The organism is Nostoc sp. NMS9, from assembly GCF_017114995.1.
Classification (GTDB): Bacteria; Cyanobacteriota; Cyanobacteriia; order Cyanobacteriales; family Nostocaceae; genus Nostoc.
In genome coordinates, this window is sequence record NZ_JABXKL010000085.1 from 14,978 (window position 1) to 36,384 (window position 21,407).

28 protein-coding genes are annotated in these 21,407 nt (G+C 41.4%); 12 read left to right on the top strand and 16 right to left on the bottom strand.

Annotated features, from left to right (window positions below; all coding sequences use genetic code 11):
• The first annotated feature begins 47 nt into the window (after positions 1 to 47).
• Positions 48 to 647, top strand: a complete 600-nt coding sequence (locus tag HWQ40_RS27395; RefSeq protein WP_292784379.1) for a Uma2 family endonuclease — start codon at positions 48 to 50, stop codon at positions 645 to 647.
• Positions 648 to 706: 59 nt separating this feature from the next.
• Positions 707 to 3,586 (top strand): type I restriction endonuclease subunit R, encoded by a 2,880-nt coding sequence (locus tag HWQ40_RS27400; RefSeq protein WP_292784382.1) that lies wholly within the window; start codon positions 707 to 709, stop codon positions 3,584 to 3,586.
• Positions 3,587 to 3,711: 125 nt separating this feature from the next.
• On the opposite strand, the gene HWQ40_RS27405 is transcribed toward HWQ40_RS27400, so the two are convergent.
• The 4 genes from HWQ40_RS27405 to HWQ40_RS27420 form a co-directional block, all read right to left on the bottom strand.
• Positions 3,712 to 5,658, bottom strand: a complete 1,947-nt coding sequence (locus tag HWQ40_RS27405) for a P-loop NTPase fold protein (RefSeq protein ID WP_292784385.1) — start codon at positions 5,656 to 5,658, stop codon at positions 3,712 to 3,714.
• Between the two features lie 276 nt (positions 5,659 to 5,934).
• Positions 5,935 to 6,924 carry a TniQ family protein gene (locus tag HWQ40_RS27410; protein WP_292784387.1) on the bottom strand — a complete coding sequence of 330 codons (990 nt, stop codon included), beginning with the start codon at positions 6,922 to 6,924 and terminating at the stop codon, positions 5,935 to 5,937.
• Positions 6,921 to 8,039, bottom strand: coding sequence for an ATP-binding protein (locus HWQ40_RS27415; protein WP_292784390.1), 1,119 nt, complete (start codon positions 8,037 to 8,039; stop codon positions 6,921 to 6,923). Before HWQ40_RS27415 ends, HWQ40_RS27410 begins: the two co-directional genes overlap by 4 nt.
• A complete protein-coding gene (locus HWQ40_RS27420) occupies positions 8,039 to 10,738 on the bottom strand; it encodes a DDE-type integrase/transposase/recombinase (protein WP_292784393.1) in 2,700 nt (899 codons plus the stop codon). The genes HWQ40_RS27415 and HWQ40_RS27420 overlap by 1 nt, the downstream gene beginning before the upstream one ends.
• 280 nt (positions 10,739 to 11,018) lie before the next feature.
• On the opposite strand from HWQ40_RS27420, the gene HWQ40_RS27425 reads away from it, so the two are divergent.
• The 3 genes from HWQ40_RS27425 (at position 11,019) to ylqF (ending at position 12,807) form a co-directional block, all read left to right on the top strand.
• A complete protein-coding gene (locus tag HWQ40_RS27425) occupies positions 11,019 to 11,096 on the top strand; it encodes a DUF3370 family protein (protein WP_292784636.1) in 78 nt (25 codons plus the stop codon).
• Positions 11,097 to 11,129: 33 nt separating this feature from the next.
• A complete protein-coding gene (locus tag HWQ40_RS27430) occupies positions 11,130 to 11,537 on the top strand; it encodes a VOC family protein (protein WP_292784396.1) in 408 nt (135 codons plus the stop codon).
• 388 nt (positions 11,538 to 11,925) lie between these two features.
• Positions 11,926 to 12,807, top strand: coding sequence for a ribosome biogenesis GTPase YlqF (gene ylqF, locus HWQ40_RS27435; protein ID WP_292784399.1), 882 nt, complete (start codon positions 11,926 to 11,928; stop codon positions 12,805 to 12,807).
• Positions 12,808 to 12,854: 47 nt separating this feature from the next.
• Here ylqF and HWQ40_RS27440 read toward each other — a convergent pair whose 3' ends face one another.
• The 11 genes from HWQ40_RS27440 to HWQ40_RS27490 form a co-directional block, all read right to left on the bottom strand.
• On the bottom strand, positions 12,855 to 14,003 hold the full coding sequence (locus HWQ40_RS27440) for a tyrosine-type recombinase/integrase (protein ID WP_292784402.1): 1,149 nt from the start codon (positions 14,001 to 14,003) through the stop codon (positions 12,855 to 12,857).
• A gap of 2 nt (positions 14,004 to 14,005) precedes the next feature.
• Positions 14,006 to 14,356: a hypothetical protein gene (locus tag HWQ40_RS27445; RefSeq protein WP_292784404.1), complete on the bottom strand. Its 351-nt coding sequence runs from the start codon at positions 14,354 to 14,356 to the stop codon at positions 14,006 to 14,008.
• Between the two features lie 4 nt (positions 14,357 to 14,360).
• Positions 14,361 to 14,639, bottom strand: a complete 279-nt coding sequence (locus HWQ40_RS27450) for a hypothetical protein (protein ID WP_292784406.1) — start codon at positions 14,637 to 14,639, stop codon at positions 14,361 to 14,363.
• A 4-nt stretch (positions 14,640 to 14,643) separates the two neighbouring features.
• The gene (locus tag HWQ40_RS27455; RefSeq protein WP_292784408.1) at positions 14,644 to 15,015 is read right to left on the bottom strand and encodes a hypothetical protein; all 372 of its coding nucleotides are present in this window, start codon (positions 15,013 to 15,015) and stop codon (positions 14,644 to 14,646) included.
• 272 nt (positions 15,016 to 15,287) lie between these two features.
• The gene (locus HWQ40_RS27460; protein WP_292784411.1) at positions 15,288 to 16,538 is read right to left on the bottom strand and encodes a hypothetical protein; all 1,251 of its coding nucleotides are present in this window, start codon (positions 16,536 to 16,538) and stop codon (positions 15,288 to 15,290) included.
• Positions 16,535 to 16,897 carry a hypothetical protein gene (locus HWQ40_RS27465; protein ID WP_292784414.1) on the bottom strand — a complete coding sequence of 121 codons (363 nt, stop codon included), beginning with the start codon at positions 16,895 to 16,897 and terminating at the stop codon, positions 16,535 to 16,537. Before HWQ40_RS27465 ends, HWQ40_RS27460 begins: the two co-directional genes overlap by 4 nt.
• On the bottom strand, positions 16,887 to 17,009 hold the full coding sequence (locus HWQ40_RS27470; RefSeq protein ID WP_292784417.1) for a hypothetical protein: 123 nt from the start codon (positions 17,007 to 17,009) through the stop codon (positions 16,887 to 16,889). Before HWQ40_RS27470 ends, HWQ40_RS27465 begins: the two co-directional genes overlap by 11 nt.
• Positions 17,006 to 17,188, bottom strand: coding sequence for a hypothetical protein (locus tag HWQ40_RS27475; RefSeq protein WP_292784420.1), 183 nt, complete (start codon positions 17,186 to 17,188; stop codon positions 17,006 to 17,008). Before HWQ40_RS27475 ends, HWQ40_RS27470 begins: the two co-directional genes overlap by 4 nt.
• 287 nt (positions 17,189 to 17,475) lie before the next feature.
• Positions 17,476 to 17,844, bottom strand: a complete 369-nt coding sequence (locus tag HWQ40_RS27480) for a hypothetical protein (RefSeq protein WP_292784423.1) — start codon at positions 17,842 to 17,844, stop codon at positions 17,476 to 17,478.
• A 72-nt stretch (positions 17,845 to 17,916) separates the two neighbouring features.
• Positions 17,917 to 18,261, bottom strand: a complete 345-nt coding sequence (locus HWQ40_RS27485; protein WP_292784426.1) for a hypothetical protein — start codon at positions 18,259 to 18,261, stop codon at positions 17,917 to 17,919.
• A gap of 235 nt (positions 18,262 to 18,496) precedes the next feature.
• Positions 18,497 to 18,691, bottom strand: coding sequence for a hypothetical protein (locus HWQ40_RS27490; RefSeq protein WP_292784429.1), 195 nt, complete (start codon positions 18,689 to 18,691; stop codon positions 18,497 to 18,499).
• Here HWQ40_RS27490 and HWQ40_RS27495 point away from each other — a divergent pair, their 5' ends adjacent.
• Positions 18,692 to 18,820: a hypothetical protein gene (locus HWQ40_RS27495; protein WP_292784432.1), complete on the top strand. Its 129-nt coding sequence runs from the start codon at positions 18,692 to 18,694 to the stop codon at positions 18,818 to 18,820.
• Between the two features lie 80 nt (positions 18,821 to 18,900).
• On the opposite strand, the gene HWQ40_RS27500 is transcribed toward HWQ40_RS27495, so the two are convergent.
• Positions 18,901 to 19,230 (bottom strand): hypothetical protein, encoded by a 330-nt coding sequence (locus HWQ40_RS27500; protein ID WP_292784435.1) that lies wholly within the window; start codon positions 19,228 to 19,230, stop codon positions 18,901 to 18,903.
• A gap of 84 nt (positions 19,231 to 19,314) precedes the next feature.
• On the opposite strand from HWQ40_RS27500, the gene HWQ40_RS35755 reads away from it, so the two are divergent.
• The 6 genes from HWQ40_RS35755 to HWQ40_RS27530 all read left to right on the top strand — a co-directional run bounded on the left by HWQ40_RS35755 (position 19,315) and on the right by HWQ40_RS27530 (position 21,348).
• Positions 19,315 to 19,506, top strand: coding sequence for a ribbon-helix-helix domain-containing protein (locus HWQ40_RS35755; protein ID WP_366934032.1), 192 nt, complete (start codon positions 19,315 to 19,317; stop codon positions 19,504 to 19,506).
• Positions 19,507 to 19,939: 433 nt separating this feature from the next.
• Positions 19,940 to 20,407, top strand: coding sequence for a hypothetical protein (locus HWQ40_RS27510; protein WP_292784441.1), 468 nt, complete (start codon positions 19,940 to 19,942; stop codon positions 20,405 to 20,407).
• A 72-nt stretch (positions 20,408 to 20,479) separates the two neighbouring features.
• Positions 20,480 to 20,656, top strand: a complete 177-nt coding sequence (locus HWQ40_RS27515; RefSeq protein WP_292784444.1) for a hypothetical protein — start codon at positions 20,480 to 20,482, stop codon at positions 20,654 to 20,656.
• A 13-nt stretch (positions 20,657 to 20,669) separates the two neighbouring features.
• Positions 20,670 to 20,933, top strand: coding sequence for a hypothetical protein (locus tag HWQ40_RS27520; protein ID WP_292784447.1), 264 nt, complete (start codon positions 20,670 to 20,672; stop codon positions 20,931 to 20,933).
• Positions 20,934 to 20,936: 3 nt separating this feature from the next.
• Positions 20,937 to 21,227, top strand: a complete 291-nt coding sequence (locus HWQ40_RS27525; RefSeq protein ID WP_292784450.1) for a hypothetical protein — start codon at positions 20,937 to 20,939, stop codon at positions 21,225 to 21,227.
• On the top strand, positions 21,220 to 21,348 hold the full coding sequence (locus HWQ40_RS27530; protein ID WP_292784650.1) for a hypothetical protein: 129 nt from the start codon (positions 21,220 to 21,222) through the stop codon (positions 21,346 to 21,348). The genes HWQ40_RS27525 and HWQ40_RS27530 overlap by 8 nt, the downstream gene beginning before the upstream one ends.
• Positions 21,349 to 21,407 lie beyond the last annotated feature (59 nt).

Here is a 21,407-nt window from a genome sequence, read left to right on the forward strand (position 1 = left end):
TTCTATATGAAAGTTTGCGAGTCATCCAATCCAGGAGTTTCCCCACAATGATCGCAGCCAAAGACAAACCCACAAACTTAACCCCAGAAGAATACTTTGCCTGGGAAGCAACTCAACTGGAAAAGCACGAGTATATCAACGGCGAAGTTTACGCCATGAGCGGCGGTAGCGTCAATCACGGTCGTATCGCCATCCGCTTCACCGCCATGTTCGACAGCCACTTAGAAAAGACAGGTTGCATCACTGGAAATTCTGATGTCAAAGTCAATATCTTTGGCAATAATAACTATACCTACCCAGATGCCAGCGTTACCTGCGACGATCGCGACAAAACCACAACCCAATATATTACCTACCCCTGCTTAATCGTCGAAGTCCTCTCCGCCAGCACCGAAGCCTACGACAGAGGCGGCAAGTTCCGAATGTACCGCCAAAACCCAACCTTAATAGATTACCTACTAGTCAGTTCCACCAGCATCGAAATCGACCTGTATCACAAAAACGACGCAGGGGACTGGTTGATTATCAACTACAAAGCAGGCGACACAATCGAACTCAAAAGCATTAACCTCAATTTTCCTATTGAACAAGTCTATCGCGGTTTAACCCTCTCCGCAGAAACCCCAACAGACACCATTCGGGAATAGGTAGTATTTTATAGGTAGTAGGCAATAAATAATACCTTTATTGTATTCCCCATTCCCCTATGCCCCAAACCGAAGCCGAACTAGAACAAAAACTCATCAAACGTCTAACGGGACTAGGTTACGAACCTGTCACCCTTCGCAACGCTGAAGACTTCAAAGCCAACCTCAAAACTCAACTCGAAAAACATAACCATATCAAACTCAGCGACACAGAGTTTAAAAGCATCCTCAACCATCTTGATAAAGGTAACGTCTTTGACCGTGCCAAACGCCTACGCGACAGAATGGAACTTAGGCGCGACGATGGCACTACCTTTTACCTAGAATTCCTCAACACCGAACATTGGTGTCAAAACCAATATCAAGTCACGAACCAGATTACCCAGCAAGGCAAATACAAAAACCGCTACGATGTAACCCTGCTGATTAATGGTTTGCCCCTCGTCCAAATTGAACTGAAACGCCGAGGACTGGAACTTAAGGAAGCCTTTAACCAAATCAACCGCTACCAACGCCATTCCTACAGCGCAGACAATGGACTGTTTCAATATGTCCAAATTTTCGTTATCTCCAACGGAGTTAATACCCGCTACTATGCCAACAACCGTAAACAAGAATTTAAACAAACGTTCTACTGGGCAGACCAAGACAATAACCTTATAACCCAACTGGAGGACTTTGCCGACAGCTTTTTGGAAAAATGCCACGTTTCCAAAATGATCTGTAAATACATTGTCCTGCACGAATCTGACAAAGTGCTGATGGTGCTGCGCCCCTATCAATACTACGCAGTAGAAGCCATTATTGAGCGAGTCAAGGATACTGATAAAAACGGCTATATCTGGCACACGACCGGATCGGGTAAAACCCTCACCAGCTTCAAAGCTGCCCAAATCCTCACCCAACTCCCCAAAGTGCATAAAGTGCTGTTCGTGGTCGATCGCGCTGACCTTGACTACCAAACCAGCAAGGAATTTAATTATTTCAGTCCTAATTGCGTAGACACCACCGACAACACCAAACAACTTGTAGAACAAATTGCAGGGGATAACCCCCTCATTGTCACCACTATCCAGAAACTCAACCGAGCGATCAAATCCCAACGCCATGAAACCGCAATGGAGAGCTTGAAAGATAAGCGCATTGTGTTTATCTTTGACGAATGCCATCGCTCCCAATTTGGCGAAACCCATAAAAATATCGTCAAATTCTTCACCAAAGCCCAAATGTTTGGCTTTACCGGGACTCCCATTTTTGCCGCTAACGCTGCTAGCAACGAACAAGGTAAACGCACTACCAAAGACCTATTCCAGGAATGTCTGCATAAATATGTGATCACTAATGCGATCGCTGATGAAAACGTTCTGAAATTTTCCGTCGAGTATTGGGGCAAACTCAAACGCAAAGATGGAACACTCATTCCAGAGCCAAAATCAGACCGCGAATTCTTTGAAAACCCCGACCGAATTTCTCTGATTGTCGATTGGATTATTGCTAACCATAACCGTAAAACCCACGGTAGAAAGTTCTCGGCGATGCTCTGCGCCAGCAGCGTAGACACCCTAATTACCTATTACGACACGTTCAAAAACAAACAAAAACAGGGATTACATGACCTACGAGTGATCACAATTTTTACTCCTGGCTATAACGAAGAAGACCAAGACGCAAACGGCTTAATTGGAGAACCTGATTTCAATATCAGCACAGATCCGAGCAACCGTAGCCATAGTCGCGACAAATTGAATCAATTTATCGCGGACTATAACCAGATGTACCAAACCCAACATTCCGCCAAAGATAGTCAGGCTTTCTATGCCTACTATAAAGACATCGCCAAGCGGATGAAAGACCGCGATCGAGAAAACTTTCAGGATCAGGAACGCGCCGATATTCTGTTAGTCGTCAATATGTTTCTCACGGGCTTTGATGTCAAAAAGCTCAATACACTTTACGTTGACAAAAATCTGAAGTACCACGGGTTAATTCAAGCATACTCCCGTACTAATCGCATCTTGGGCGAACTTAAATCTCAGGGAAATATTGTTTGCTTTCGCAATCTTAAGGAGAATACCGATCAAGCCATTGCACTCTTTTCCGATCCCAATGCTAATGAACAAATTTTCATTGAACCCTACGAATACTACATTGAGGAATTTAATAAAGGTGTGCAAGAACTGAGAGTGATTGTCACTATCCCTAACGATGTCAATAAGCTTATTAGTGAAGACGACCAAGTTAAGTTTGTTAAAGCCTTTCGTAATCTTATCCGTTTACAGAATGTAAGTAAATCATTTACTGAATTTAGTTTTTCTGACTTGAATCTGGATGAACAAACCTTTGAAGATTATAAAAGCAAATATCTGGACATCTACGATAAAACGCGATCCAAACCAGATGAAGAGAAAGAATCTTTGGTTGAGGAAGTCGATTTTGAACTGGAACTGATCCAGCGAGACGAAATCAATGTCGCCTATATTCTCAAGCTGGTGGCTAACCTCCAGCGCGATCGGCAAACAGATGTCACCTCAGAAGAGTACCAGAGCCAAAAAGCCTCTATCCTGGAAATTATTGGCAAAGAAGCGCAATTACGAAGTAAACGGGATCTGCTGGAGAAATTTATTGAAGAGCGGCTACCTACCCTTGAACCCGAAGAAAAAGTAGAAACCGTCTTTCAAGACTTTTGGACTCAAGAACGTGTTGAAGCAATTCAGCAACTCTGTATAGAGGAAAACCTCAAGGTCGAAGTTGTTAATCAAATGATTGCTGACTATAAATTTTCAGGGAAAGAGCCATTAAGAGAAACTGTGCTGAGTGCTTGTAACGAAAAACCCAAATTATTAGATCGTAAAAAAATCTTTGCGCGAGTCGTATCAAAATTACTCGACATCATCAACAAATTTGATGACGCTCTTGGTGAGCTTGGGGAGGAAGAATAAAACAGTTCTGAAAGCAGGCGATCGCCCACCAGTGCGTAGCAACAAATAAAGCGATCTCCCTCCTGTTCTCAATCCTAAGTAAAGCGATCGCCAATCGCCCCTCACAAACCACCTGCTTTTGACAATTAGTTGTCTATCGCTGTGTTGTTTTGCGATTGCTGTAATCGATGCGCTGTCGCTTCAAGCTTTTGAATCGCTTCATTCAGATCAAGCTCGATTAGTACTTGTATAGAGTGTCCACTCGGCTTGCCCTTTCTCCGAGCAACCTCATCCAGTAATAAATCCCGAACAGATTTAAGCCAATCCAATTCCTCAAGTAATTTTTCATTGTTGCCATCGAACTTATATCGTTCTTTTATTGCATAACCAATAGTCATCTGATGGTCAAATTTGAGTTGCAGGAAGCTTTCTATAAATTCACTTGTTTCTATGTCTTTCAATATAGGTATTTCAGCATATCTCAGCCCTGGCACGCCCCAATCATGAGAGTTATTTAAGGAGATTATGTCGTGGAATTTCCATTTATCGCTTTGCATGATAGCAAGTAGCTCTCTCCCAAGATTAGGGAAAATCTCAACCCTTGCTAACTCTTGAGCTTTTTCAAGGTATGTACAAAAATCTTGAAATTCTTGAACTTTTTCGCCTTGAAACGCAAGCCCCATGTATCCCCCAAACATACTTTCATACGTAGAAACTGAATAAGATGCCAGTTTTGATTGATTATTATTTTTCAGCCAATCAATAAAGAGCTTTGAATTAATCAAAATTTCTTCTTTAGTTTTTGAATATAACCCGATGTCAGAAAAATAGAGTAGAAGCCCTGTTACATGCTTTAGGATTCCGAGATCAAAAAATTCCGTGTCTCTGTTTAAGTATTGTGTTTCAACTTCATTGAGCAAAATAATAAATTTGTCATCACTAAGATGATGAAAATGCCATAATTTCATCCATTTGGGTGTATTTTCATCTTGAAAATATATACTGCTAGCAAGTGATTGATTGAGTTCTTGTAAATCTAAGATGCCTTTATCAAAGAAAGTATGCCACCATCTTGTGCTAGGAAATGGATCGTACAACCTTAACCCAGGATATTTCCTAATTACTTCCTGAAGTGTTTTTCCTTCGCTATCATTCTGCCCTGTATCTGAATTAGTGAACCCAGGTCTAATCTCCATCCTTATATTTGCAGATTCTTGTAGCAAACTGCCGATATCTTTAGGCAGCATTTTCCCACTTCTAATTTCAATTGAAAAAGGCACAAGGAACCTTAAAATTTCTTGAAGGAGTTCCGGCTTCTTCTTCGCTTTTTCTGGTAGTACATGAAAAATCCTTTCAAAATTTAAAACAACTTGCTTTAAAGTTCTTAGATTTTTGCATTGTGCTTGCTGGTATAAGTCTTGGATTAATTCAGTATTGTCAGACAATAGCTTGCTTGCATCTTGATTTTTTACCCCTTGTAGAAAGTTTTCGAGTGCCTTGTCAAATTCTAGGGAAATTGCTATAGGTTGACCAATTAGTTTTTCTTTGAACACTTTGAAATCGTCTTTATTTAGCCTTTCCTCGTCGGCAACAATAATTACTTTTAATTCCTTGTGTTCTACAAAACTGTTGATATATCCCAGTATGTTGACGAGATTTATGCTACATCGCTCTAAATCATCAAATATCAAAATACTTTGTTCAAGATTTGTAAAAAGCTCAGTAAGCTTTATACTTGGAGTTGTAAGATTTAATGTTGCATCATTATTTACATCTAGTTTTAAACTATTCTTTAAAACTTGTGTAATAAGATTTCTTCCTATCGCCACTGGCTTGGATGCTAGAAAAGGAATTTGTTGTTGCAAGAAAGCTTCTTCTATTTCAGAAAATGAAGTCACTCCATTAAGGCTGACATACAAGCATTTCCGCTTTTTCTGCCTTAAGCTTTCGCAGTACCTTTTGATGAACCATGTCTCACCAGATCCCCACTCTCCTTTAAGTAAAACGGCAAATCCAGGCGGATCAGGTAAATTACAGTAATAATCTAAATACTCTGTGACATGGCTGTTATCTGACGGGTTATGCTGTGTCATGTTGCTTACAAAATTACTAAAGTTAATGCTTTCTCGTCGTTCATCTTGGCAGCGACCGCCTGACAATAAAAAGCACGCTCTTAAAATACGTGCTTTTTTCTAGTATCAGTCGGATGATTCTATTCCATATTTTCAGTAACGGAAAGCAATCGCACTCCCTGAAGCCAAACACAAAGAAATTTCTCTAGCAGCAAAATACTCCTGAAACGTTAGGTGAAAAAGGGAATAATACCGATGTAACCGGAATTGATATCAATCTTTATTTATACCAAACTTCTATAATTTTAATTCCAGACTAAAATTACCGAATAATATCTTGCCCAATTCCTTAAAATCTGACCCAAACAACTGGGATACACTAATCTTCGCCTTCTCGCACACAGGAATAATCAACTTCACCAAATGATAAGGTTGACTTTGATTTGTTGTTGAGGCTATCCTCAACGATTCCATAATTACACCTAAATCTCCCAATAACTTCACATCCTTTCCAATTGCTTGTTCAAATACAAACAAAATCAATTGTAATTTTCGGGTTAACTCGATTGGGATGGGTTTATATCCTAATTGGGGAGTAAGTGCAATTAATTCGTTAATTCCTTGAATATTAACTTGATATTTCTCTATTTCTTCTTCGCCTTTAATTTCCTGTCCTAACCACCCGTAACAACGAGAACAAAATCCCGCAGGTGAAAACCTAGCCATCACAGTTAAACGCGAACCACAATGAGGACATTGTTCTATTAATCGCTGTTTGTGAATTAAACAAAATTCTACATCCTTAAATGACCATGATAATGGTTCATAAATAGTTTTGTTCTCCTGCATCCACTCTTGCCAACAACAAGGACACCAAGCGCGATAGTTCCGAAATAACCCCTTGTCATAAATCATTCCTTTCCAGCTTAAAAGGGTCAAAAAGCGTAAATCCTGACGCATTGTTAACTCTTCTAAGACAGTAACTAACTTTCCTGTCATTTCTCGCATTCCGTTGATAGCCGGTTTAGCATCGCTATTTCCTAATAAATAGCTGACACTCTTTTGCAGTAACTTCGATTTATCCTCATTTTCCAAAATAAGTAGCGCAATTTCCCCCATAATAAGCTTCTGGGCAGTTAAACAATGCTCCTGTGCCAAACGATTAAGATAACTGCTGAGACTTTCTGTATGGGGAGTTCCTACACCCACAGGTTCAAGACAAAATAAGCGACTCCGTTGAGGGATTTCTAGAGGTTTTGGACTCCAAAGTTCCTCATAAATATTCATCCCTCTTGATTAACTCCTACCAAGTCTCTCCCTACCTTCCGTTCCCCAACTTTCCTACCTTTTTTCACTGGTTGAGAATTCATAGATTTAGGCTTTTCAATTTTTTCCTCGTTCTTATATAGAAAAGCTAAACGGCTTTCTCCTGCTTCTAACTCTTTTTGAATTGTTTTTCGTCTTCCTGCTGATAATTCCCTCGCTTTAAAATCTTTCATCCTCACTGTTTTAGCCCCCTCGTCTAACGCATTTTTGAGAGCGCGATACCACCAACTTTTAAGAATGCCCACACACCCTATCGAGTATTCCATAAAATATTCCCAATGTTCCTCTAATTGGGGTTCATCTTCAACTGGCAAATACTGTTGTAAAGTCTTAATTACCTTAATAAATTCTTGTTGATCTTCTGATTTAGTCAGATAGTAGGGAGGTAAATAATAATCTTCACTTCTTCTTCCCACTTGACCATTGACTTCTTGACATTTTAAAAGTTCATAAGTTCCAAATAAAATATGAACTGTTTGAGTTTTATTAGCCAGTGATTTAAGCCAGTTCATTTGAACATTTATTTGTCTTCCTCCTGCAACATCAAATAAGTGCTGTGCTTCATCTAAGGTATAAGCTTTTAATTGACGGTGTAAAAAAACCTTTTGCATTGTTCGACGCAAAGCTTTAGCATTTTTTCCTTCATGATCTCCTATTAAATTATCTGAGTTGTCATCCTCTAAATCAACTCCATAATTTTCTTTATAATCAATTAAAACTTCCTTCAAAGATTCCAAAACTTGAATATAGTAATCAGAATAGTTAAACTTTCCTCCTTCAGCACCATCTACCTCGATTCCTCCTACCACTAAGCTTCCTGGATTAGAAATAATTTTGTCTGCAAAATGTTTAAGCAATCGTTTTTCAAATTCTGCTTTTAACCGTGATTTTCCTACCCCTGTTACCCCAAACACCAGATAAACTAAAGCATCATCCGGTTCTATAGCATTTTTTAGTAGCTGCTCTAGAACCAGTTTAATATTGCGATGAGGAACAATTATATCTTTAAAATACTTAAGTTTGTTATCAGTTGGTGCTTGTAAAAATTCTTGAGGGAAACGACGATTTGTAACCATTACCACAATTCCTCTTCAGCAAAAACCTGAATTTCATCAGGATTAAATTTTTTGGGTATACTAGGCTGTGAATTCTCTTCTTTTAAATCTATTAAATCTAGATTTTTTTCTATTGTTTGACTATCTTGAGATGAATGCTGCTCAATATTTGATACATTTAATAATACCGCACTACTCAGGTTTCCTTCAATTAAATTGAAAACTAATTTAGCAGATTGATCTCGACGAATTTGTAGTATTAATTCTTCATGCTCTTCCGCATTATTAAGTAAGTCAACAATCTCTTTAGAACCTACATATTGACTTTGATTATAGATTTGCCGTTTTCGTCTGCAAATTGTTGTGGCTATTGCTACTGCCTTTTCTGAATGTCCTTGAAACTTCATATAATAATTAGATAAACACTTTACCCAATGATTATTAACATAGGCATAAGTAACACCATAATCTAGTGGGTCATAGCGAACAGGAATAGATTGATTCTCAACACTGTAAAATTCATCTGTCCAATAATTTTGATAGTTGACTCTAATTCCTTGACCAGGAATAACTTTGGCCGTTCCCTTATTGTTCGTCGGCAAGGTTAAAATCTTGAATTGCTCATCATACTTAATATATTGATGAGGGCGATGTCCCGTTTTAGCTAACCCTAATTCAAAAGCCTTATGAGGCGACATTCCTTCTAAAGCAGGATGTTCTGCTTTATCATAAACTCCATAAGCATAGCCAAATGCCAAATAATCGTATAATTCTTCTAAATTCCAGACAGCTAAACTCTTGGGATTATTTGCTTTTTTAACGAGGCGGACGTGCTTCATGATTTGGGTATTCCCCCTCAAGTTATTAATAAATTCAGTATTTTGTGAGCCAAACCAACGTTCAATAATTGAACTAAATTTAGGGCAATCCTTAGGACGATGCTTTTTGTTGGCATCAAAACGCGCTAATAATGTATCAAAATAAGTAGAACGAAACTCCTTGCCGTTATCCACAACAATCAATTCAGGAAATCTTCCAAACCGTTGTATACAGATGCGAATAGCCATCATACAAGAACGGTAACTCGGATGATCAAAGGTAAGGTATAAAGCTAAAATCTTCCGACTATAGGCATCAATCATGCCTGTTACCCAAGGTCTGCCTAAATTTTTGCCACTATAGGGACAGATACACTCAACATCAAGCTTTGTGTGGTCAATATGAACGATTTCGAGCGGGCGATCTCCATGACGGGGGGTGGTAGGTTGAATTAACCAAGGCCCCAACAAATTATTCGCTGCACGAGATCCCCTTCTATTTTTAGTTTGTTGATAGCTGTTTCGTTTTTTCACTCTCTCGTAATAAAAGGTATGACTGGGAACAGGAGAAATTCGTCCCTCTTTCTGCCATTTATCCTCTAAAAATTTATACGTCTGCCAAACATTTTTTTGTTTAGGAGTTTCATATTGTTCTTTAATGACTTTATCAATAAATTCTAAATCTTCATCAGAATAACGAGGGGTTGGATTGCCTTTGTATTGGGGAATTAAGCCAATAAACCCACATCCGTATTTTTGTTGGGCTTTTCGATATTTTGCTTTCCAGTCGCGTAGAGTTCGTTCTGATAGATCATCGCATTTTTGAGAATTATCAGCTTCTTTCCCTAAAAAAGGCTGAATAGCTGCATAACGATAATTTGCAATTTCTAAGGCTTTAGGACTGGCCTCTAGAAAGTATTGCCATCCTTCCTCATCTAAAGTTGTGTGGTTTTCTGTCTCAAGATTACTAATTTCTCCTAATTCGATTAATTGTTGAAATTCTGCATAAGTCCAGCGAATAATTCCTTGTTCTCCTCTAAGAATGATTTTACTTTCCCCAATATGGTCAATGGTGAGGCTTTTTCCATCTAACAAAAATGATGACCCCACTTTAAGTTCAACTATCGACACATTGCTGGATACAGGTTCACAATAATCATGAGTTACCGTGATATAAGCTTCTGCGGTAGCTTGGTCACGGAATAGATGAACTTTCTCTTGATCCACCAAAGCTACTTCGCTTAAATTCACATAGACTTTTTCGAGGGCAATTAAGGTATTAATATCATCAATAGTGGCATTTTTCGCCTTCTCAAGCAGATTGGTGAGGTTAATACCGGGATAATTAACGATAATCTCTTGAACATTTGCTTCTATTTGGTCATTAAGGATATATTCTTGATTTAAATATCCTTGTTTGTAGGATTGTAAATATTTCTGATTGCGATATTTGATCCAATCAATTTCACTATCAGAACGAAGACGATAATAATATCCTAAGCTTTCGATATATTCTTGAACAATGACATCCACCCATTGTCCTTCTATTTTTTGATAGCGATGAGGCTGTTCCCCACTAAGTTTTTCCAGTCTTTTCTCTGTTTTCCACTCTTCAAAACCACAAAAATTCTTTCTCATTACAAAAAAATCGGGATAATGACTGATAGTTGTGGCTTGTTTACCTTGTGGTGAGCATTTAATACTGAATTTAATCGGTTGATCCCAATATTCTAAAACTTGGTCATCATATTCATAAAATTGAGTAATAGCTGGTAATTCAACAGTATGAGACTCAAATTGAATCGTTCTACCCATCTTTGAGCTAGCATAGAAACCATGAACGTTTCTTCCTCCTCCTTTGACTTTACGAGCTGGTGGGGAAGTCCTAATTTGGTTAACCAAATCTCTTTGCTGTTGGGAGAGTCGCAAACTATCACACCATGCTTGAAACTCGACATCGTAGAGCATGGTTATCTCCTCTAAAATTAGTACAATTTTACCTATAAAAACACCATAACAAGTTCAGACTATTTCGGCAATGTCAAACTTTAAAATTGCTATTCCGGCAAACTCAGGCTTTAAAAACTGCTTATATTATGGATATTCGTGGAACAGATTTACTGGGATTGAGGCAATGTAGTGGCAAAATCAAACTTTAAAGTACGGCAAAACCAAGCTTTAAATTACACAGGTAGATGTGATTTATCCACCAGATTCGACACCACCGCAAGTGCTGAGTGTAAGAACTTTAGAAAAGTGAGAGTCTCAAAAAATCAAATAACTTAAGGCTTATATGGTTTTTCAGTACACTAACGCATTTGTCACCATAGCATCGGTTAATTGTGAGAATTTAGTGAATTTCTATACCAAATTGCTGGAGCAAAAGCCAGTTCTTTTAATTCCGAATGTCTATGCTGAGTTTAATTTAGTTAGTATGCGATTAGGTATTTTTAAACCAAAGAACACAAACGAATCGGAATTTGAAGCGATTACTGACGACAAGCCACTTTGTGCCTACGCCAAAAGTAAGATAAGTTTGTGTTTAGAGGTGAGTAACTTAGAAAATGCGATCGCTCACCTAACTGCTTTAGGCTATCCTCCACCAGGAGACATTTCCATTGCTTCCCACGGCAGAGAAATCTATGCTTATGACCCTGATGGCAACCGTTTGATTTTACATCAAGCCAAAGAAGAGTGCTGAGTTAAGAGTTAGGAGTTAAGAGTTAAGAGTTAGGAGTTAAGAGTTATTATTCTCCTCTAGTCCCCAATCCCCAGCGATGCACTGAGCTTGTCGTTGGCGCAGCCTCTCCAAGAGTTGTGTCCCCAGTCCCTTTTATTAGTGATAATAATTCAGGAGGCAGGAGATAGGAGGCAGTTCTTGCTGGAGGAACCCACGTTTAAAAACGTGGGATTGAAGTAAGGACGCTTTGTATCTTGCGCTACGCGTCTTGATACAATTCTTCTTTTAAACTGGGCAATGACCCTGCAAATGCAAGTTTTTATTCATACTTCTTTCCTCCTGCCTCCTGCCCTCTGCCTCCTGCCCTCTGCCTCCTGCCTTCTTTGTAATTGGTAGTTAATAATAAATTATGGCTATAACTCAAAATTATAGATTAAACCTGATTCAATGGTATCCAGGTCACATTGCGAAAGCTGAAAGGAAGCTCAAAGAACAGCTGAAGCGCGTAGATGTGGTATTTGAAGTACGAGATGCTCGGATTCCCTTAGCGACTCACCATCCCCAAATAGGTGAGTGGGTGGAGGGTAAGGCACGGGTGTTGATACTTAACCGAGTAGATATGATTACGCCGCAAATGCGATCGCTGTGGATCGATTGGTTTAAAGGTCAAGGAGAAGTCCCTTATTTTACCAACGCTCAACATGGTAAAGGTATAGCAGAAGTAGCGCGGGCAGCGCAAGCCGCTGGGGTAGAACTCAATCAAAGAAGAAGCGATCGCGGCATGTTACCCCGTCCAGTGCGGGCTGTGGTGATTGGTTTTCCCAATGTCGGTAAATCAGCTTTAATTAACCGCCTGTTGGGAAAGCGAGTCGTGGAAAGTGCAGCTCGTCCTGGGGTAACTCGCCAACTACGCTGGGTGCGAATTTCCGAACATTTAGAATTACTAGATGCTCCTGGTGTTATCCCTTTAAGATTAGAAGACCAAGATGCAGCGTTGAAATTAGCTATTTGTGATGATATCGGTGAAGCATCTTACGATAACCAACTAGTAGCAGCAGCCTTAGTCGATTTACTCAACTATTTAGAAGCTGTAGCAGGAGATTTATTACCAAAAAAACCATTACAGTCTCGCTACCAACTCGATTCGAGATCAGACACGGGAGATACCTATTTGCACACCTTAGCAGAGCATCGTTACAAAGGTGATGTAGAGCGAGCAGCAAGGCAACTTTTAACAGATTTTCGCAAGGGGTTGTTGGGTGAAATGAGTTTAGAATTGCCTCCTAACTAGATTACAAGCATTTTCAACCTGTTTTTGAGTAGCAGGTGAGTAGCACTTTAAAAGTCTGGGCACTCGGCTTTGGTAACATCTGGATGACAGTAGTACCTCAAAACTGTTTGCACGTTATCGCCAACCCAGTAAGCTACCTTTTCCGGCGACTCCCCAGAAGCGATCGCCCAAGTGGCGAAGGTGTGCCGAGTGCTATAAGCCTTTAAGTAAGGAACTATGCCTTGGTCAGCTAGTTCTGCGACTACGCCGTTATAGCGATAGCCCTTCGTATCATGGGCCCTCCAACATTTATCCAAAATGTTTAAATTCACTCTCTGCCCTGCTTTACTTTTAAAAATCAGTCCTTTTGGATCTGGAGAGTCGGGCTGAATTTTTGCAAGTAGATATTGCAGCTTTGATCCTTCTTTGCAAGGGAATACCCGCCGTCTATTGTTTTTGGTTCCTTTGAGAACGCAAACACGAGATGCATAAGCCTTTGTGATAGAGATGCGTGTGCATTCGCGGCTGACATCACCCCACGTTAAAGAAAAGGCTTCTCCAGGTCGACAGCCAGTCCAGAATAAAAATTTAATTAGGCTACTATAGTGTGAAAATTTTGGGTGAGACTCAAAAGCCGTGATAATTAGATCACGTTGCTCCAGCGTGTAGGCTTTCAGATCATTCTCAATGCTGGGATTTTTGGGCTTTGGCAACTGCATTTTTTCAAAGGGATTAAAGTCAATTAAGCACGAATCAATACCCCATCTACAGCACCTAGAAAAAGCTGCAAGCGCTTTGTGTGCTGTATGGTAACTGTATTTGGCTAACAGCCAATCTCGAACTGTTCGAGCATCTTCAAGTGATTGACTTGATAACTCCACAATAATTTTAGTTATTTGCTTGTAATCACTTTCTAGGGTTGATCGCTCTAGATGTTGAGCTTGAAAAACTAAAAATTTATCCCATAATTTGTCTAGAGATAGTTTCTCTGTAGGGACTACGGCATTTTGATAATTTCCAAATTTGTATGATTTTAGTGTGGAATCAAAACGCCCCAATGCGATATCTCTCTGAATTTCTTCCCAGCGAGATTCTACAATAATTCTATTTTTGACTAAATCGTTAAGCCCACTAGCCAAATAGAACTGCTTTTTATAGCCATTAACTCTAAAGCGAATATTTAGTTTTTGCGTTTTAGGGTCTACGGTTATAGCCATAGTTATTCTTCAGCTTTATGGATATCTTCAAAGGTTAGGTAAATTCTGCTTTCTAATTGCTTAGGTGGACGGCATGGGTAGGGTGATGATTTTTCTATTAACCTCAACCCGTTACTCTCGGCATTTTCTAAAAACACTTCTGCTGCATCTTCGACAATTTCTTTAGCAGCCCAAACTCGAATTTTGATTAATTTAGTTGCTGCCAAGGCTTGTGTGTCATCCCATAACCATTCCTTTTCTTTTGGTTGCCAGTACCAACCTAATCGGTTGAGTTCAGAGTAAAGTTGTTCTTGTGAAGAGTGCGGGAAGGTTAATAGGCAGCAGGCTTTGGAGTATTTAGGAGTTTTCTTCATTGCATCAATTTCTTTGGCTTCTTGTCTTTAAAAACTTCGCAGCGCCAATAGATATCTCTAATATTTTGGCTTGATCAAGTTCATAATCAGTCATGGTAATCAGCAGATACTTTTGCTCTTCAAAGATGATATCAATGTGTCGAATATGCATATCTGGATAGCCAGCCATGCCGGGGACAACCATCTCACGAACTACTAATGATTTTTCAGTGAGTGGTTTGTCCCCAGCAGTAAACCCGTGCTTGTTTTCCTTTTTCAGGTCGTGATAAGTGAAATAATTCATAATTTCAATCCCCATTATTAACTTCATAAAATCTGGGAATTTGGATTCTATTAGCTAATTCTTGAATTTTTTCGATTCGTTGGTTAATTGTTAGTCGAGAGATATATTGCTCGCACAATATATCAAAATCCAAACCATGAGAGTATTTTGCTGATGGTAATCCTCTGAAAGTGTAAGCTAGTCGCCTAATCAAACAAGACAGCAAATGTAAGTCATCAGTGGCATTTAATACTCCCATGCTATTGATGATTTGTTGCATTTCTCTATCATCTTCTGGTGGGATATTCCAAGAGTCATTAATCTCACTTAAAAAATACTCTTTGGGAATTAAATCTCCATGAATCTCGGTATAGGGATGACTTCCATGAATTTCCATAATTTCTCTCAAAAACAACTAAAAACGTTATTTTGGGCTTTCAAAAAAAATGTCTACAGTAGTTAAAATCCGCTCCAGATAAGTGTTTTAGCCGTCTATAGCCGAATTTTTGAAATTGAAAAATTGTAGACGGTGTAGACGGTCTAAAACTTAATTGGTGATTGGGTATTGAGGGTTAACTGAAATTCTCACAGTATTTGAGAGATGATAGTTAATTCGCCTGTACAAGAGTGTTGGCTAGGTGTAGACGAACTGTAGGCAAACTATAGACATTACTTTGACCACCTCCAGCCGAGCTTTGCTCCACTTCCTTCGACTTCCCCCAATCCCCTGTCAGCCATAGAAACGAAGATGATCCGCACCTCATCCGGTTGCATACCGTCAAATAGCCGCGTACCCCGACTGAGCATCCCAGCCTTTAAAACTTCACTTTGGTGCTGTTGACCCCAGTCAAGGATAAATTGCTCATACTCATTCATGGCTGTAGGTTGCGATTGCACCTCCTCCTGAACCTGGCTATCAGTTTGGTGCTGCCCCCTGCTAAAAGCTCCCCAGTTGCTCAGGTCAAGTTCACAAGGACAGTCATCGACCATAAACCGCTTTTTACCACCAGCTTTTAACCACTGCTCTAGTTGAGGATCTTTAAGTTTTGTCCTGACGTAGTCGCGCCCGAACTGCCCTAAACGCACCAAGACAAAGCAGCTGTAAAGGGTGTCCTTGTCACCTTCCAACCCGAAATTCTCAGCAGTGTCGTTTTGGGCCAGCGCACAAATGAACTGTTGGTATCGCCTGCCCCGTTTGGCGTGGCGTTTTATCCAGGGTCTGGCATTGTCGCATTCGTCTACCAAAACGGGGAATTCCTCAGCGATCATGAATCGTTCCCGACCGACTAGAGCCTTATCTCCCCCCTCTCCTCGCAGTTCTACAAGCTCCTCTAAGGTTTTTAAATCGTTGCCCATCGCGGTGTCGATGGCAAGAAAATTGCCTTTTCTGCCAATGACATCGGCGGCTGAGAGCCATGCCCAATCGTCGGGCTTGGCATCGGAATCATAGACAACGACTCGTCCACCGATTTTTGATGATAAGTATTGGGTGAAAGTTGATTTCCCATCACCAGTCCCGCCTACCATTGCGACGTGTTTTTGTTTTTGAAGGATGTACTCAACTGGATCTGTGATGAAATTATCAGGTTTCCAGTTCTCATCGATGACGCCAACGGTTAGTGCTAACTGTGCTGTTGGTTGCGTGTTAGCTCTTGCCCAGGCTTGGAAGTTTAGCCGTGATGCTCGGTCGATGTCGCCGAGCGATTCTTGTAGGAGCTTGGCTGTTTGGCGATGTCTGCGACCCACTTCGAGAACGCCAACTGATGCGCCTAGTATCCACGGTTTAGACTCTGGTTTTTGAGTTGTCCCCAGGAACAACAAGCCACAGCCCAAAGCTAAACTACCCCAGAATGACCACTTGGCATAGGCGTACATCTGCAAGTGCTGGTGTAACTGGGAAGGGTGTAAATCGCTGCTCATATCCCTAGCAATACCCCCACAGCAACTAACCCAATCCGCAACAGCAGAACATCTTTGACCTCTGGCACAGTCTGCCGCAAGTAGAGAATGACAATCCCAGCGATCGCTAACAGTCCCAATACCCCCAGGCGGATAAACCCAGGCATGGGTAGACTTACCCAGCAGCTACTTAACAAAGCGGGAATCGCCACGCTGGAGACAAGGCTATAAGCTAAGTCTGCCAGATTGTCTGGGAGGGCGATCGCGTCCGCCCACCCCTTTTTAAATTCCTCTAACTTGGACAACTGGGGACTGGGGACTAGGGAATACTGACCGCTGCTGCTTGGAACCTCAACGACTATTTTTTGCTCATCTGCCATACTGCACCTCGATTTTGAGGTAGAAAGTCCGGTTGCTTTCCTGTTTGCACAGGGCGGCGATCGCAATTAACAAGGCGGCTATGGTGCAAAAAAGAATAACTGCTTGATTCACTCCTGCTCCTTCTTTGCAATCTCCATGTTCAGGTCCACAAAAGCCTGGTAAGCATCGCCGAGTGTTGCCTCTGGCTTATACCCTTTGGTATCGATCTCTTGGTACTCAGGATGGTTGTATATCTCGGAGATTTTTTGTGAAACTTCGACAACCAATTCGCTAAGTTTTTTATTAGTCATTTTTAACTCCTAGCAATTTGTCGGCGGCATCTAGTACTGTCTGTCTCTGTTCTGGGGTGAGGTTATCGTTACCGTTGCAGTCGATGACCTCCATGTGTGTCCCCGCACGGTAGAGACAATTGTTTTTCTCGGCGTCGCTGTCTGTTGTCTTGGCTCGATCAACATAACGCTGGACGTAGGATTTGTTGATGTCTTCTGTCATAATGCAAGGTGATGTTTAGTTTTCGCAGCGGCGGGGCTACATCGCATTGGTGGGCGATCGCGCTTCTTGGGAAAGTGTGGTCGCCCTAATAATCAACTTTTGACGCAGTGGTTGAGTTGAAATTGGTCACAAGCCATATCTGCCAGGTTTTTCGCTTTTGTGGACTGACTTCAATGGGTTGACGGGTATCAAGACAAACCCCGCGTCCGTCATTGAGTTTCACGTAAAGGCTTTTACCGCTTTTAGTTCGAGAAAACAGTTGACCTGGGGACAAGGTATCGAAGCCGACTTGAGTTTTTCCAACTACGTATTCAGCTTGAAGAACCTCAAACCCCTCCGAGAGTGGATCTATTGACATTTCTTTCCACTCTCTGGTTCTTCTGGCTTTAGGTTCAGTTTGTGTGGCTGACTTGCCGTTAGTAGTGGCTCGATCTGTGGTTTGTTGGTCGGTCATAGTGGGTGATGTGTGCCTCGATCGTAGATGACATGTGCATCATTAGTAGGTGACGTGTGCCTCGATAGTGCGTTAATAGTCGCTCAATAGTGGGGTGTTTACTTTTGCTTCAATCGCTTGCATAGCAAGAATTTGAGCGTTTGTTGGCTCGACCGCAGCCGTAATAATTTCGTCCAATAAGCCGGCGGCAATATCGGCTCCCAGTTCAATGAGTTCGATTTCTTCGAGAGAATCGCACCAAGTAATGATCTGTTCGGGTATGTCCTCAAATCCCCATTCCTTCTTCTGGTAAGCGATGGTGGATTTTTCTCGCAATGCCAAAAAGATTAGGCAGTTTAGCCCAGTGGTTTGAGTGCGGTTAAAGTTCTGATCGATGTGGCTGATGATGTCGAGAAGATTAATTTCTGTTACATTCATGCTGTTCTCCCTTTCAACGTTATTTATTTACCAATCGGTTTAGGATATCCAGGGCACTTTACTCTGGATTTTTAGTTGCCTGCTAACCCAGCGACGCTACGACTTACGGGTAAAGGCAGTTACAAAACAAACACTCAGCATGGATGTAGGCTAAGTACTCCCTGCCCCGCGACGCTAGGACTTACGGGTGAATGCAGTTACCAGATGATTTATTCACCGTCTTCCTCTTCCTCCTTCATTCCTCTGGTGTGCTTGGCTCGAAGGTGGCACTAAGACCACGATCGTTTTCCGATGTCGATTCGGTTGCGTAGACCGTCAAGCTGTTGTCTTGGAGTATCCGCAAAAATGCTTCTGCTGCTTCTTTACGCAACTGAACTGGTTTAGGATCGCCGTCAAAGTGAATGAAAACGACATTTTCGATTCGTTGCACGTGGGCAATTTTGTCAAAACAGATCCAGGTATCAGAGCGGGGATGTTCAAAATGAATAAAGTTGAGGGTCATAAGTGGGTGAATGCAGGCGATCGCTACGACTTACGGGTGAATGCAGTTGTCAATTAATACATTCAGCATGGATGAGAGCTAAGTACTGCTAACCCAGCGACGCTACGACTTATGGGTGAATACAGTTGTCAGAAGCTTTATCCTTCCTCGTCTTCCTCTTCTTCTTGGTCGGTGATCACAATAGTCAGCTTGTTATCACCAGGAGCAAGACTGGCAATAAAGAATTGCTGATCGTCTTCAAGATTCTCGATCGCTAACTCTGCATCACCTGGGTAGCCTTGTAGTTTTTCAATCAATCCTTGAACTGTAATTGTCATGTTGGTTAGATCCTGGGTAAATTGTCCGTTGTCGGTTCCCCTAGCAGGTCTTTGGCGTTCGCTCAGTGCTGGCAGGCTGCTATCTCTGCCTAGTTTGGGGTGGTGAGAGTTGTTGCGTTCGCTTGCAAATTCAGTTGTTTGCGCGTACAACTAAATATAGTCTAGTACTACACGCAATAAATGTAAAGATAGTGTGCGTATACAATAAGGAGTAGTGCATGGGTACAACCAAAGATGAGAAAACCGTTACATGGACAGAGGAAGCAAAACTTGAATCTGTCAGTCTCTCCAGAGGCCGTGGCGTTGCTGGAGGAGAAAGCGAATCTATTAGGAATCAGCAAAAGCGAAATAATCGAGCGCATAGCTCGCAATCAAGTATCTTCAGCCCCGGAACAGCAGTTACTGGGGGAGTGCTTGACAACCTGATCGATGAATATTGCGATCAGGTGGCAAATAAAGAGAGTGAAATTCAGCGCCTTGTTGACGAAGTAACCCGCCTTAAATCAAGGGTTCAAGAGTTTAAAGTACTTCGAGAGGAACTTCAAAAACAATTTCAAGAAGCTTCATAATAGCCGTCCTGCCTACTCTGGCAAGGACGGCTTTTCATGGATATGTCGCCTACTGCCATCAGCAGGCGATGCATCTGTGACTATTCGGGATTGAGTTGCGATCTCTTTAGTAAAGGTTAATACCTAAGCGATGAATACTAATACTCAAAAGTATGAAGAGAAAATTAAACACAAATGCGGAGATTCCCTGATGCTATTAGATAGAGAATCCCCACATGGTGGATTGAGTTGCGCTACCAACTCAATTTATGGAAATTTTAACTTACTGGATTTTCAGAGTAATAAATTCCGTGCCGAGCGCTGCTTGGTACGGTCTCTGTTACGGACTCTGTTACGCTCTCTGGTGCGACTATTACACCAAACAAGAGCAAGACCACAAATCTAAATCCTCTCCCCAGCAACAACCCAAATACTCTGAGACATATCTCACCAATCCCAGGAATCGCCAACTACAAGCTCAACTCCTTGATATGTTGCAGGGTGATGTTTCTACCGCCAAGCAATTGCTGCTGCAACAGAGGCAATGGTTTCCTGGCAGACACGATAACTGGTATTTGGCGAAAGTTATTTATAACTTGGAGCACGGCATAGATGAACTCAGAGATTGGGAAATGTATTCACGGCTTCTGCTAATGCTGCAAGGAGATGATGCCGCCGCCGAACGTTTGTTACTGCAACAAAGACAGGCTTACCCTGGCAAACAACATGGTTGGTATTTAGAAAAAATAATTGGCGATCTAGAACGCGATCGGCGTTAGCTAACTCTCTTTGAAGTTTAGCGGCGGCTGATCAACACCAAGGTCAACCGCCATTTTTATTGCGTGATGGACATGAAAGTGATTCTAAAAATCAGCACCGGGGGAATAGCCGAAACCAGGGAATTAGTCGGCATTTCTGAATTCCCTAACTTCATTTTGAGCAAAGGACATCTTTACAGGCTAGTAGAGCGGAACCTCTGGGAGGCAACTTACCAGTGGGAGGAATACTTGCACATGCCCAATGACTAATGACTAAAGACTAATGACTAAAAAATACAAAATCTCATCAAAGGCGGTTGACACAAAGATTCTAGCGATTTATGCATTAGACCAATTAATCGAATACATGCGCACCATTGACCCAGACTTAAAACCAGACGAAGCCACATTGCTAGCAGCAATTACATTACATAGCTTGCCAGAGCTATTCCAAGAGAACCCCTTACTAGTAAATCGGTTCAGAGAGGCAGCAGCAGAGATAAAACACAAAAAACGGAATCCCCAACAACCAATAACCAACAACTAACTTATGACTCAAGAACAAACAGACCTCCTGCTATCCCTTTGTAAACCCTACTTATTCGACTTACTGGCGTTCTTAGCCAAATCTGCAAAGTACGACGATGACCCAATCTCCGACGTAGTAGAAGGAGAGAGCTACAAATTTCCAGCAGAGGTACTCGAAGTTATCAGTGAACTTAGTTACATAGGCAAAGTTTCAGCGATGAACGAGATTACCTACTGGCTAAGTTCAGCCGCAGAGAAACAGGAACAGACATTGAGGGCACTCGGTGCGAAAAAACTCAGTAGCGATGCCTAAGGCGGGCTACGCCTACGCTCAACGTCCAATGCCCAATGACCGAGAAACCAACATACCCAAACTTCGACAAGCTAATAAACCAGACAGATACCGAGATGCAGCGCCTGGGCTGGACAACTGAACAAGGTCGAGAGCATTTAATGAAATATTGCGGAGTGCGTAGCTTGCCGCTGTAGGCAT